Origin of the sequence: Nocardia sp. CA-119907 (assembly GCF_050955995.1) — a bacterium.
In the GTDB taxonomy this organism is placed as follows: domain Bacteria; phylum Actinomycetota; class Actinomycetes; order Mycobacteriales; family Mycobacteriaceae; genus Nocardia.
Map to the genome: position 1 here is coordinate 987,074 of NZ_CP192091.1, position 13,475 is coordinate 1,000,548.

General features: G+C 65.3%; 10 protein-coding genes. All 10 read left to right on the forward strand.

Features of this window, described 5'->3' with window-relative positions:
- Positions 1-29: 29 nt before the first annotated feature.
- Positions 30-830: an MlaE family ABC transporter permease gene (locus tag ACQP2D_RS04745; protein ID WP_433685532.1), complete on the forward strand. Its 801-nt coding sequence runs from the start codon at positions 30-32 to the stop codon at positions 828-830.
- Between the two features lie 34 nt (positions 831-864).
- Positions 865-2,217 carry an MCE family protein gene (locus tag ACQP2D_RS04750; RefSeq protein WP_433682497.1) on the forward strand — a complete coding sequence of 451 codons (1,353 nt, stop codon included), beginning with the start codon at positions 865-867 and terminating at the stop codon, positions 2,215-2,217.
- 8 nt (positions 2,218-2,225) lie between these two features.
- Complete coding sequence (locus ACQP2D_RS04755) at positions 2,226-3,293, forward strand: MCE family protein (RefSeq protein WP_433685533.1); 1,068 nt, start codon at positions 2,226-2,228, stop codon at positions 3,291-3,293.
- The gene (locus ACQP2D_RS04760) at positions 3,293-4,303 is read left to right on the forward strand and encodes an MCE family protein (protein ID WP_433682498.1); all 1,011 of its coding nucleotides are present in this window, start codon (positions 3,293-3,295) and stop codon (positions 4,301-4,303) included. The genes ACQP2D_RS04755 and ACQP2D_RS04760 overlap by 1 nt, the downstream gene beginning before the upstream one ends.
- Position 4,304: 1 nt before the next feature.
- A complete protein-coding gene (locus ACQP2D_RS04765; protein ID WP_433682499.1) occupies positions 4,305-5,579 on the forward strand; it encodes an MCE family protein in 1,275 nt (424 codons plus the stop codon).
- Positions 5,576-6,820: an MCE family protein gene (locus ACQP2D_RS04770; protein WP_433682500.1), complete on the forward strand. Its 1,245-nt coding sequence runs from the start codon at positions 5,576-5,578 to the stop codon at positions 6,818-6,820. The genes ACQP2D_RS04765 and ACQP2D_RS04770 overlap by 4 nt, the downstream gene beginning before the upstream one ends.
- The gene (locus ACQP2D_RS04775; protein WP_433682501.1) at positions 6,817-8,058 is read left to right on the forward strand and encodes an MCE family protein; all 1,242 of its coding nucleotides are present in this window, start codon (positions 6,817-6,819) and stop codon (positions 8,056-8,058) included. Before ACQP2D_RS04770 ends, ACQP2D_RS04775 begins: the two co-directional genes overlap by 4 nt.
- Positions 8,059-8,108: 50 nt before the next feature.
- Positions 8,109-8,819 (forward strand): hypothetical protein, encoded by a 711-nt coding sequence (locus tag ACQP2D_RS04780; RefSeq protein WP_433682502.1) that lies wholly within the window; start codon positions 8,109-8,111, stop codon positions 8,817-8,819.
- 11 nt (positions 8,820-8,830) lie between these two features.
- Positions 8,831-9,538 (forward strand): hypothetical protein, encoded by a 708-nt coding sequence (locus ACQP2D_RS04785; protein ID WP_433682503.1) that lies wholly within the window; start codon positions 8,831-8,833, stop codon positions 9,536-9,538.
- A 380-nt stretch (positions 9,539-9,918) separates the two neighbouring features.
- Complete coding sequence (locus ACQP2D_RS04790) at positions 9,919-13,425, forward strand: DNA-directed RNA polymerase subunit beta (RefSeq protein ID WP_433682504.1); 3,507 nt, start codon at positions 9,919-9,921, stop codon at positions 13,423-13,425.
- The last annotated feature ends 50 nt before the right edge of the window (positions 13,426-13,475 follow it).

The window sequence follows — 13,475 nt, forward strand, 5'->3', positions numbered from 1 at the left end:
CCGCCCGCCGGGTCCGTGAGATCGCGCGCATGCCGGTGAACGTCGTCGACCGCGCTGGCGATCAGATGTCGTTCTACTCCAAGGCCATCGCCTGGATTCCCCGCACCGCCGTGCACTACCGCAAGGAGGTCATGCGGCTGCTCGCCGAGGTGACCTTCGGCAGTGGCGCGCTGGCCGTCATCGGCGGCACCATCGGCGTCATCGTCTTCATGTCCGGCTCGGTCGGCGTGGTCGTCGGCCTGCAGGGCTTCAAGGCGTTGGACTCGCTCGGCAGCTCGGTGCTGACCGGCTTCCTCACCGCCTATATCAATACCCGTGAGATCGCGCCGCTGGTCGCCGCGCTCGCGCTATCGGCAACGGTCGGTTGTGGTTTCACCGCTCAGCTCGGCGCCATGCGGATCTCCGAGGAGATCGACGCGCTCGAGGTGATGGCGGTGCCGGGTGTGCCGTTCCTGGTCACCACCCGGGTGATCGCGGGCTTCCTCGCGGTCATTCCGCTCTACATCGTCGGCCTGCTCGGCACATTCCTGGCATCGCGGATGATCAGCATCTGGTTCAACGGACAATCCAGTGGCTCCTATGACCACTATTTCAGTTTGTTCCTGCCGCCAGAAGACGTCTTATATTCATTCGTCAAAGTGCTGGTCTTCGCATTCGTGATCATCATGGTGCATTGCTATTACGGCTTCAATGCCGCCGGTGGACCGGCCGGCGTCGGCGTCGCGGTGGGTCGTGCGGTGCGCGCGGCGATCGTGCTGGTGAATGTTCTGGACTTCTTCCTCAGCCTCGCCATTTGGGGTACGACAACGACAGTGCGGGTCGCGGGATGAACGGCATCGAAACGGCAAGCAGTGAGGTGCCGTCATGAGTGATCGCGTGCAGATGTGGCGCGCGACGGAGAAATTGCGCGTCCGACTGCTCGGTGTCGCGTTCTTCGTGGTCTGTGCGCTATTCCTGGTGACGACGGTCGCGATCTACAACAAGGCGTTCGTCGACACCGTCCGGGTCAACCTGATCACCGACAGTGTGGGAAATGCGCTGACCCGCAATGCCGATGTGAAGGTGCGCGGCGTCAACGTCGGCGAGGTCAGGTCCAGCCGATCCGAGGGCGGTCAGGTGACCCTCGACTTGGCGATCGATCCCGGCAAGGCCACCCAGATTCCGGCCAACGCCACGGCGCGGCTGCTGCCCAAGACGCTCTTCGGCGAGCGGTACGTGGACCTCATCATCCCGGACGAACCCAGTAAGCAGCACCTGACCGCCGGCGTCACCCTGCATCAGGACACCAGCGGCAATGCCATCGAGATCAGCAGGCTGCTCGACGATGTGCTGCCGCTGCTGCAGGCGATTCCGCCGCAGGACCTCGCCTCCACCCTCGGTGCGCTGTCGCAGGCGCTATCGGGTCAGGGTGTGGCACTGGGTGAGTCGGTGGACAAGCTGGACACCATCTTCCGCGACCTCAACGGTGTGATGCCCGATATCAAACAGGATCTGGTGAGCTTCGCCGATGTGGCCGCCACCTACTCCGACGCCCTGCCGCAGCTGGTCGACGCATTCGACAATCTGCGCACCACCAACGCGACCATCGTGCAGCGCCGCCCGCAGATCGACACGCTGCTGGCGACGCTGAACCCGACCGCGGCCAGCACCGCGGACTTCCTGGTCGCCAACCGCGACAACATCATCGACCTGGCCGCCGACTCCCGCCCCGCGCTGGAATTGCTGGCCACCTACTCGCCGACCTACGCCTGCGCGATGGCGAACTTCGCCAAGATGAAGCCGCGCATCGACCAGATCATGGGTATGGGCACGTCGCGGCCCGGCTCCCGGGTGTCGGTGGAGCTGACCAATACCCGCGGTAAGTACCTGCCCAACCAGGACGAGCCACGCTGGCTCGACACCCGCGGACCGTGGTGCGTGCCGGAGTATCCGGTGTTCACCGATCCGGGTCAGTACACCGGCGGACCGAACAATGACGGCTCCTACGCGGTGCCGAGTCGCAATCCGGGTGACCAGGTCAGCGGCAAGCTGCCGGTGCCGCAGTTCGGCACGTACCCGGCCGCGAATGTGCCGACCACGGCGGGTTCGCCGACCGAACAGCGGACCCTCGGCGCGATCTACGGTGCGGCCAACGGTGTTTCGCCCGAGCAGGTGCCCAGCTGGGTCACCAGGATCGGTGCACCCGCATTCCGCGGCAGCGAGGTGAGCGTGCGATGAAGGAAAAGATGCGCGGCCTCGGATCGCCGCTGACCAAGCTCGTTATCTTCATCATCGTCACCCTCTTCGCGACCACGGTCCTCGGGCTCTCGATCGCGAACTACACCGGCCGCGGCACCCCGTTCAAGGCCCGCTTCGTCGATGTCACCTCGCTCAATCCCGGCGACGAGGTGCGCATCGCCGGTGTGCGGGTCGGCAAGGTCACCAGCGTCTCGATCGTGGACAAGCGCCAGGCCGAGGTCGGCTTCGAACTGACCGACCGCAACTGGCTGCCCGCCTCGACGACGGCGACCATCCGCTACCGAAACCTGGTCGGCCAGCGCTATATCGCGCTCGAACAGGGTGCGGGGGAGCAGGGCCGCAAGCTCAACAAGGGCGCGACCATCGGGCTCGAGCACACCAAGCCGGCGCTGAACCTGACCACGCTGTTCAACGGCTTCCGGCCGCTGTTCCAGACGCTCACCGCCGATGATGTGAACAAGCTGTCCTACGAGATCATTCAGGTCTTCCAGGGCGAGCAGGGCACCATCCACGACCTGGTGGCGACCACCGCGAATCTGACCAACAAGATCGCCGACAAGGACGCCGTCATCGGCCAGCTGGTGAAGAACCTGACGGCCGTGCTCAATGCGGTCAATGAGCGCGAGGGTCAGTTCGATCAGCTGATCGTCAATACCGAGGCGCTGGTCAGCGGGCTGGCCGCCGACCGCGACACCATTGGCAGCTCGGTCACCTCGCTCGGCAATCTGGCCTCGGCCACCGCGGATCTGCTGGTGCCGACCCGCCCGACGCTGCAGGGCTCGATCGCCGGACTCAGCCAGCTGACCGGCACCATCGACGAGCGCAAGGACGATGTGAATACGGCGCTGACCAACCTGCCGATCAAGATGGAAAAGCTCGGCCGCGTCGGCAGTTACGGCTCGTGGTTCCAGTTCTACCTGTGCGGTATCGACATCGTGGTCGGGCCGGGCGCGGTGGACGCGCCGCAGCTCAACCTCCCGGGCGGGCTGCCGACGGTCAACCAGCCGATCTACACCAATGCCGCACCGCGCTGCCAGGGGAAGGGTGGTCACTGATGGACGACCGGATCCTGCTCGGCAAGCGCAGCCCCGCGTTCATGGGTGTGCTCGGCCTTGCCATGGTGCTGCTCGTGACGGTCTCCGCGTTCTTCCTGGACCGGCTGCCGATCATCGGCGCCGGCACCAAATACACCGCGGAGTTCTCCGAGGCCGCTGGCCTCAAGAAGGGCAATGAGGTGCGCATCGCGGGTGTGAAAGTCGGTGCGGTATCGGATGTTCGGCTCGACGGCAACAAGGTGCTCGTCGACTTCCGCACCCAGGACGCCTGGATCGGCAACGAGACGACCGCCTCCATCCAGATCAAGACCGTGCTCGGGCAGAAGTACCTGGCGCTGGACCCGAAGGGCTCCGAGCCCGCGAGTCCGAGCAAGGCGATCCCGCTGTCGCGCACGGTATCTCCGTACGACGTGGTGGACGCGTTCAGCGATGCGGCCAACAACATCGACAAGATCGACACCGCGCAGCTGGCCACCAGCATGCGAGTGCTCTCCGAGGCGTTCGAAACGACCCCGCCGGAGATCCGCAACTCCATCGACGGTGTGGCCCGGCTCTCGGAGACGCTGGCCAAGCGCGATGAAGAGCTGAAGAAGCTGTTCGCGGCGGCCAGGCAGACCACCGGGGTGCTCGCGGACCGCAATCAGCAGTTCGAGCGCCTGCTCGCCAATGGCGGACAGCTGTTGGCGGAGCTGAATATTCGGCAGCAGTCGATCGCGCAGCTGCTCAGCGGCGCCAGGACGGTGTCCGCCGAGCTGAGTGCACTGGTCGCCGATAACGAGAAGCAGATGGGGACGGCGCTGACCAACCTGAAGTCGGCGATCGACCTGCTGAACGACAACCAGCAGAACATTTCCAAGACGTTGGAACTCGCGGCCCCGTTCTACGGCCTCTACGCCAACGTGCTCGGCACCGGCCGCTGGTTCGACGCGGTGATCGTGAACCTGGTGCCGCCGGGCCTGCCGGAGATTCCGGGCGACCGGCCGCCGGTGCGCACCCTGGGAGGTAACTGACATGGGGGTGAACTGGCCTCGTAAGGAACCGCTGACCACGCTGCGGTCCTCGGGTCGTGGCACCAAGGTGGCCATCGCGATGGGTCTGATCGCGGCATTGGTCGTGGCCGGGGCGCTCTGGTGGCTCTTCGACCGGATGACCACGACCAAGATCACCGCATACTTCGACCGCTCCGTCGGCATCTACCAGGGTTCGGATGTGCGGATCCTGGGCGTGCCGGTCGGACATGTGGATTCGGTTGAGCCGCAAGGTGATCAGGTCAAGGTGGTGATGAGCGTCGACCGCGGCTACGACATCCCCGCCGAAGCCAAGGCCGCGCAGATCACGCCATCGATCGTCTCCGATCGCTACATCCAGCTGACCCCGGCCTACAGCGGCGGTCCGAAAATGGCGCGCACCGCGACCATTCCGCGCGAACGCACGGTCACCCCGGTCGAGGTCGACCAGCTGTACAAGAGCATTACCGAACTCTCCGACGCATTGGGCCCCAATGGCGCCAATGCCGAGGGCGCGGTGAACCAGCTGGTGCGCACCTCGGCGGCGAATCTGTCGGGCAACGGCGAGGCGCTGGCCAACAGCATCACCCAGCTCTCCCGGGCGACGCGGTACCTCAGTGATGCCCGCGGCGATATCTTCGACACGGTCAAGAATCTGCAGACCTTCGTCACTATGCTGGCCCAGAACGACCAGCAGGTGCGGCAATTCAATGCCCAGCTCGCGGATCTGTCGACGTTCCTCGCCGGGGAACGCCAGGATCTCGGCGCGGCGCTGAATCTGCTGTCGATCGCACTGGGTGATGTCGCCCGGTTCATCGATGAGAACCGGGATCTGGTCCAGCAGAACGCCCAGGGCCTGACCACGCTCACCGCGACGCTGGCCAAGCAGCGCGACGATCTGGCCGCGGCGCTGCCTGTGCTGCCGCTGGCGCTGAGCAACTTGATCAATATCCACAACGCGGAATCCGGCACCCTCGATATGCGGGCCAACTTCACCGATCTGCAGGACCCGTTCGGTGTGGTGTGCAAGATGCTCGACCTGGGCAAGCTGATGCCGGGCGATCCCAAATTCGAGGCGCTCGGCAAGCAGATGCGCCCGATCCTGGAGCACTGCAAGGAGATCACCGATCAGATCACCGCGGGCGTGAAGACGCCGACGCTGATCCTGCCGTTCGGCATTCTCAGCGGCGAGAACGAGCAGCGCGCCCCGGTGCCCGGCACCGTTCCCGGCACCCCGTCCGATCAACTTCCGCCCTCGCAGGGAGGTGGCCAGCGATGAACAAGCGAGTCCGTTCCGCGGCACGCACTCTCGGCGCCGCGCTGGTGGTCGGCATGAGCGCGGTCCTGGTGGCCTCGTGTTCTTCCGAGGGCATCTACGCGGTGCCGCTGCCCGGCGGCGCCGATGTCGGTGACCATCCGATGACCATCGATATCCGCTTCGACGATGTGCTCGATCTGGTGCCGCAGTCCGCGGTCAAGATCGAGGGTGTCCCGGTGGGCCGGGTCGAGGAGATCGCGCTCGCACCGGACGGGTGGACCGCCAGTGTGCGCACCGTGGTGAACTCCTCGGTCGATCTGCCCGCCAATGCGCGGGCCGAGGTGCGGCAGTCGAATCTGCTCGGTGAGAAGTTCATCGAGCTGTCCAAGCCCACCGATCAGCCCGATACCAAGAAGCTGAGCAACGGTTCGGTCATCCCGGCCGACCGCACCAGGCACGCGACCGAGATCGAGCAGGTGCTCGGTGCGCTGTCATTGCTGCTCAACGGCGGCGGCGTCGCGCAGTTGCAGCCCATCGTCACCGAGCTGAACAAGACCCTGGGCGGTCGCGAGGAGCGGGTGCGCTCGCTGCTCGATCAGGCCAATAAGTTGATCGCGGGGCTGAACGATCAGGTCGACGACATCACCAGGGCTATCGACGGACTCGCCACGCTGAGCAACCGGGTGAGCACCCAGACCGATCAGATCAGCAAGATCATCAATGAGCTGCCGCAGGGCATCAAGATCCTGAACGAGCAGCGGCCGCAACTCATCGCGCTGCTGCAACAGCTGGATCGGGTGGGTCAGGCCGGCTTCGACGTGCTGAACCACTCCAAGGACGATCTGATCAAGGATCTGACCTCGCTGCGTCCGACCCTGCAGGAACTCGGCAGGGCCGCACCGGATCTGGTCACCGCGCTGCCCCTGGTGCCGACCTATCCCTTCCCGGACTCCACGCTGGAGGGCACCTTCGGTGGCCAGGTGAACACCTGGCTCTCGGTGGACCAGCAGATCGGTGTCACGCTGAGCAATCTCGGCGTCGGCAAGGGCGATCCGGTGTACATCCCGCCGCCGTACGGCCCGGAGGTACCGGTGAATCCGACCAACCCGTACTACGGCGGCAATGGCCCGCGCCCGGGTTGGCCGACGGTTTCGCTGCTGCCGCTGCCGCCCAATATGCCGCGCTTCCCGGCTGGCCTGCCGCAGCTGCCGACCGGTCCGCTCGGGGCGATTCTCGACCAAATCGGAGGTGGTCAGCGATGACCCGCCTGGTGCGCTATCAGCTGATCGCGTTTGCCGTGATCGCGGTGCTCGGCGTGGTTTTCGTCGGCGCCAAATACGTTCGGCTAGATCACATGCTCGGCATCGGCGAGTACCATGTGCGGGTCGAGGCCAAGCAGACCGGCGGCATCTACAAGGGCGCCGAGGTGACCTATCGCGGCGTTCCGGTCGGCCGGGTCGGCGATCTCGAACTCACCGACACCGGTGTCGCGATCAAACTCGTCCTGGATTCGAGCGCACCGAAGGTTCCGGAATCGGCCCGCGCCGTCATCGCCAACCGGTCGGCCATCGGTGAGCAGTACGTCGACCTGCAGCCCGATGCCGACCACGGCCCGTACCTGCGCGACGGTTCGGTGATCAGCTCGGCGGCGACACCGATCTCGGTGGAGCAACTGGTGCAGAGCGTGGACACCTTCACGCGTTCGGTCGATCTCACCGCGCTGAACAAAACCGTCACCGAACTCGGCAGGGCCTTCGACGGCAAGGGCGACGATCTGAAGGTCTTCGTCGATTCGCTGAACAAGTTCACCGCCACGTTCAAGGACACCCTGCCGCAGACGATCCAGCTGATCCGCGACGGCCGGATCGCCCTGGGCACCCAGGCGGACCAGTCGAGCTACATCCGCCAGTTCAGCCAGGGTCTCGACGAGCTCACCGCGCAGCTGCGCTCCAGCGATCCGGATATCCGGCGGCTGATCGGCACCGGCACCGACGCGGGCGAGCAGATCGGCGCACTGCTGAACGAGAGCGGTGGCGCCCTCACCGAGGATCTGGCCAACCTGCGTCAGCTGATGCTGGGCATCTCGCCCAAGTTCTACGCGCTGCGTCCGCTGCTGCAGATGATTCCGCAGCTGTCCATCGGTGCCTCCTCCACCGCACCCGGCGACGGCACCAGCCACTTCGGCCTGGTGCTCGAGGTGAACAACCCGCCCGCCTGCACCCAAGGCTACGAGGGCACCCAGCGCATCCTCGAGCAGATGAAGCGGGAGAATCCGGACTTCGACGACACCCGCGACGAATTCCCGTTCAATAAGGACGCGAAATGCACTGTGCCGTTTGGTAATCCAACGGCGGTGCGCGGTGGGATGCGCGCCGATCTGGCCGATCCGAGCATCACCCAGCCCTGGGATTCCACCCCGAAAACCGATCCGGAGAAGCTGAACCTGAACCCGATCGCCGTCCAGATGGCCACCCTGTTGGGGGTCACGCCCAAGCGGTGAACAGGACCTATGCGGCCCCGCCGCAGTAACCGAAGTTAGGGTGTCTCGCTGTGAGCATCGACATGTCCAAGGAAACGCCGGTGGTAGCCGGCACCGATTCCACGGAAGCTGATGCCGCGGCGCATGACGCGACGGCATCGGATCCCGTACACCCGGCGGAGGCGTCCGCCGACGCTCCCGCCGGTCGACTCGCGGTCACCATGGCCGCGGTCGGCGCGCTGGTCGTCGCGCTGATCGCCGCGGCGTGGTTCGGCACCGGGTGGGTGCGTGCGGCGTTCTTCACCGACGGCCCGCGCGCCGATGCGCGCGATACCGCCCTCGCCGATGCCAGGCAGGCCGCGATCAACCTGATGTCGCTGGATCCCAATGATGTCGACGGTTCGATCAAGCTGATCCAGTCCTCGATGACCGGATCGCTGCTCGATGACGCCACCAAGACCCAGGAGCAGTTCCGCTCCCAGGCCACGGAGGCCAAGACCAGGCTGGAATCGAAGGTCGTCGGCTCCTCGCTGACCGCGCTGAACTCCGAGCGCGATCACGCCTCCGCGCTGATCGTGTTGCAGACCACCAGGACCGCGCCGAATGTGGCGCCGTATGCCTACCGGCAGACCTGGGCGCTGGACCTGGTCGAACAGGGGGACGTCTGGAAGGCCGAGAAGGCGAATCCGCTGAGTCAGCCCATCCCCGTGAATCAGCCGACTGCCGGGCAGACCGGTGCGACGCCGTCCGCGGGCGCCACCCCGCCCAAGCCCGGATCGTAGGAGAACCCGTCATGGCATCTCGTCGACCAGTCAATCGGATCACTCCCCGCAACCGTCCCACCGTCGGCCGCACCGCGGCCAGCACCGGATCCGCCGCCGCCCGCCGTGGCACGCGCGCGACCGATGAGTCCACCGCGAAGCGCAGGACCAAAGTGGCGGGCACGACCGAGCCGGCACGTCCCGCTCCGCAGCCCGCACCGTCGCGGCCGTGGTCACAGCGGCTGCGCCTGGGGCGGGGGTGGGGGCTGGTCGCGGCCATGCTCATCGCCACCGTGCTGCTCGGTGCATTCGCCACGGTCGCGGCCTTCCGTCCGGGTATCGACGATTCGAACCAGGGCTACGTGGACACCAAGGCCACCGAGGAGGTGACCGCGGCCGCCTCCCATGCGCTGAAGACCATTTACGCCTATGACGTGAACAAACTCGACGGTTACAAGGATGCGGTGCACGCGGTCGTCACCGGCCCGATGCTGACCGATTTCGACAAGTACGCCGATACCAATCTCGCCGCCCTGAAACAGGCGCAGACCAGCGCCGACGCACTCGCCGATCCGATCGGGGTGACCTTGCTCACCAAGGATCGGGCCGAGCTGCTGGTCAACTTCGTGGTCAGCGCGAACAAGAACGGCGTCGCGCAGCAGAGCGCGTCCGGCCCGATCGTGCTGAAGATGCAGAAGGTCGACGGAAAGTGGCTGGCCTCGGCCATCGTCGACCAGTAATCGCCTGCGGGCTCTGCCACTTGACGAGTTTCGCCGGACACGTCACGCTATTCACAACAGCGGCAGCTGTCACAGTGGCTTCATGAGCCCCGTGGCTACCCGACGCAGCCAGCGATTCGGGCAGGACACACGGTCATAACGGTCACGGCGTGCCGCCACGCGGCGGCTGGTTCGGGTGGTACTTTGACACCACCTTGCGTATGGGTGTACGGTTGGACGTTGCGCTGGCTGCCTCCTGTCCATACCTCGATTTGCACACGTAAGTTCCACCCTTCCGGTGTTACTTCCGTTGTTGCCTGTTCGGGTTTCGTTCGGGTTGTGACCAGCGGAATTCGTAGCAGACAAGCGACGGTCGCGGACCACCACGCGACGCGCGTGAGGTGCTGGAAGGACGCATCTTGGCAGTCTCCACCCAGACCAAGGCAGTTGCCGGAATCCCCGGAGCCCCGTTGCGGGTGTCTTTCGCGAAGATCCGTGAACCCTTGGAGGTGCCCGGACTTCTCGATCTACAGACCGACTCATTTGCATGGTTGATCGGCTCGCCTTCGTGGCGTGAGAAAGCCGCGGCTCGCGGCGACGGCGGACTAACGGGCGGTCTGGAGGAGGTACTCGAGGAGCTCTCGCCGATCGAGGACTTCTCCGGCTCCATGTCCCTTTCTTTCTCGGATCCTCGTTTCGAGGAGGTCAAGGCCTCCATCGACGAGTGCAAAGACAAGGACATGACCTACGCGGCGCCGTTGTTCGTGACCGCTGAGTTCATCAACAACAACACCGGTGAGATCAAGAGCCAGACGGTCTTCATGGGTGATTTCCCGATGATGACCGATAAGGGCACGTTCATCATCAACGGCACCGAGCGCGTCGTGGTGTCGCAGCTGGTGCGTTCGCCGGGTGTGTACTTCGACCACAGCGTGGACAAGGGCACCGAGAAGGATCTGCACAGCGTGCGCGTCATTCCGTCGCGCGGTGCTTGGCTGGAGTTCGATGTCGACAAGCGCGACACCGTCGGTGTGCGCATCGACCGCAAGCGGCGCCAGCCGGTCACCGTGCTGCTGAAGGCGCTGGGTTGGACCACCGAGGAGATCGTCGAGCGCTTCGGCTTCTCCGAGATCATGATGTCGACCCTGGAGAAGGACAACACCGCCGGTCAGGATGAGGCGCTGCTGGACATCTACCGCAAGCTGCGTCCGGGCGAGCCGCCGACCAAGGAGTCCGCGCAGACCCTGCTGGAGAACCTGTTCTTCAAGGAGAAGCGCTACGACCTCGCGCGCGTGGGTCGCTACAAGATCAACAAGAAGCTGGGCATCCACCTCGGCGAGCCGATCACCGCATCGGTGCTCACCAAGGAAGACATCGTCGCCACGATCGAGTACCTGGTGCGTCTGCACGCCGGTGATCGGGCGATGACCGCGCCCGGCGGCGAAGAGGTGCCGGTCGAGGTCGACGATATCGACCACTTCGGCAACCGTCGCCTGCGCACCGTCGGCGAGCTGATCCAGAACCAGATCCGGGTCGGTCTGTCGCGTATGGAGCGTGTGGTCCGCGAGCGGATGACCACCCAGGACGTCGAGGCGATCACGCCGCAGACCCTGATCAACATCCGTCCCGTCGTGGCCGCGATCAAGGAGTTCTTCGGAACCTCGCAGCTGTCGCAGTTCATGGACCAGAACAACCCGCTCTCGGGTCTGACCCACAAGCGTCGTCTCTCGGCGCTGGGTCCGGGTGGTCTGTCCCGTGAGCGCGCCGGTCTGGAAGTCCGTGACGTGCACACCTCGCACTACGGCCGCATGTGCCCGATCGAGACCCCGGAAGGCCCGAACATCGGCCTGATCGGTTCGCTGTCGGTGTACGCGCGGGTCAACCCGTTCGGTTTCATCGAGACGCCGTACCGCAAGGTGGTCGACGGCGTGGTCACCGATGAGGTCAAGTACCTCACCGCCGACGAAGAGGACCGCCACGTCCGTGCGCAGGCCAATTCGCCGGTCGACGCAGATGGCCGCTTCATCGAGGAGCGCGTGCTCTGCCGCCGGGGCAATGACGAGAACGAACTCGTCCCTGCCTCCGAGGTCGACTACATGGACGTCTCGCCGCGCCAGATGGTGTCGGTCGCGACCGCCATGATTCCGTTCCTCGAGCACGACGACGCCAACCGTGCCCTCATGGGTGCGAATATGCAGCGGCAGGCCGTTCCGCTGATCCGTTCCGAGTCCCCGATCGTGGGTACCGGTATGGAGCTGCGCGCGGCGGTCGACGCCGGTGACGTCGTGGTGAACGAGAAGTCCGGCGTGGTGGAAGAGGTCTCGGCCGATTACGTCACCGTGATGGCCGACGACGGCACCCGCAAGAGCTACCGGATGCGCAAGTTCGCGCGCTCGAACCAGGGCACCTGCGCGAACCAGCGGCCGATCGTCGACGAGGGGCAGCGGGTCGAGACCGGTCAGGTGCTGGCCGACGGTCCGTGCACCGAGAACGGTGAGATGGCGCTCGGCAAGAACCTGCTCGTGGCGATCATGCCGTGGGAAGGCCACAACTACGAGGACGCGATCATCCTGTCGCAGCGCCTCGTGGAAGAGGATGTGCTGACCTCGATCCACATCGAGGAGCACGAGATCGATGCCCGCGACACCAAGCTCGGCGCCGAAGAGATCACCCGGGATATCCCGAACGTCTCCGACGAGGTCCTGGCGGACCTGGACGAGCGCGGCATCGTGCGCATCGGCGCCGAGGTGCGCGACGGCGACATCCTGGTCGGCAAGGTCACCCCGAAGGGTGAGACCGAGCTGACTCCGGAGGAGCGGCTGCTGCGCGCGATCTTCGGTGAGAAGGCGCGCGAGGTGCGCGACACCTCGCTGAAGGTGCCGCACGGTGAGTCCGGCAAGGTCATCGGCATCCGCGTGTTCTCGCGCGAGGACGACGATGATCTGCCTCCCGGTGTCAACGAGCTGGTGCGCGTGTACGTGGCGCAGAAGCGCAAGATCCAGGACGGCGATAAGCTCGCCGGTCGCCACGGCAACAAGGGTGTTATCGGCAAGATCCTCCCGACCGAGGACATGCCGTTCATGCCGGATGGCACCCCGGTGGACATCATCCTGAACACCCACGGTGTGCCGCGCCGTATGAACATCGGCCAGATCTTGGAGACCCACCTCGGGTGGATCGGCAAGGCGGGCTGGGATGTCGGCGTCGGTGCGGACGGCGCCCGTCCGGATTGGGCGAGGGCGCTGCCAGAGGAGATGTTGGCGGCTCCGGCCGATTCCAACATCGCCACCCCGGTGTTCGACGGTGCCCGCGAAGAGGAACTGACCGGTCTGCTGTCCTCGACCCTGCCGAACCGCGATGGTGAGCGCATGGTCGACGACAACGGCAAGTCGACGCTGTTCGACGGCCGTTCCGGGGAGCCGTTCCCGTACCCGGTCGCGGTGGGCTACATGTACATCCTGAAGCTGCACCACCTGGTCGACGACAAGATCCACGCCCGTTCGACCGGTCCGTACTCGATGATCACCCAGCAACCGCTCGGTGGTAAGGCGCAGTTCGGTGGTCAGCGCTTCGGTGAAATGGAGTGCTGGGCCATGCAGGCCTACGGCGCGGCCTACACGCTGCAGGAACTGCTCACCATCAAATCCGACGACGTGGTCGGCCGTGTGAAGGTCTACGAGGCGATCGTCAAGGGCGAGAACATTCCGGAGCCGGGCATCCCGGAATCGTTCAAGGTGCTCCTCAAGGAACTCCAGTCACTGTGCCTCAATGTCGAGGTGCTGTCTTCGGACGGCGCGGCGATCGAGATGCGCGATGGTGACGACGAGGATCTGGAGCGCGCGGCCGCGAACCTGGGCATCAACCTGTCCAGGAACGAAGCCGCCACCGTCGACGATCTGGCGAACTAGGCGGTAGGCCGAATGCTGTTCACAGCGAACCGCATTCGGCTCCGCGTTCC

Coding starts and splice junctions, on each gene's coding strand:
- ACQP2D_RS04775 (WP_433682501.1), top strand. CDS start 6,817: ATGACCCGCCTGGTGCGCTATCAGCTGATCGCGTTTGCCGTGATCGCG.
- ACQP2D_RS04760 (WP_433682498.1), top strand. CDS start 3,293: ATGGACGACCGGATCCTGCTCGGCAAGCGCAGCCCCGCGTTCATGGGT.
- ACQP2D_RS04755 (WP_433685533.1), top strand. CDS start 2,226: ATGCGCGGCCTCGGATCGCCGCTGACCAAGCTCGTTATCTTCATCATC.
- ACQP2D_RS04765 (WP_433682499.1), top strand. CDS start 4,305: ATGGGGGTGAACTGGCCTCGTAAGGAACCGCTGACCACGCTGCGGTCC.
- ACQP2D_RS04745 (WP_433685532.1), top strand. CDS start 30: ATGCCGGTGAACGTCGTCGACCGCGCTGGCGATCAGATGTCGTTCTAC.
- ACQP2D_RS04750 (WP_433682497.1), top strand. CDS start 865: ATGAGTGATCGCGTGCAGATGTGGCGCGCGACGGAGAAATTGCGCGTC.
- ACQP2D_RS04785 (WP_433682503.1), top strand. CDS start 8,831: ATGGCATCTCGTCGACCAGTCAATCGGATCACTCCCCGCAACCGTCCC.
- ACQP2D_RS04770 (WP_433682500.1), top strand. CDS start 5,576: ATGAACAAGCGAGTCCGTTCCGCGGCACGCACTCTCGGCGCCGCGCTG.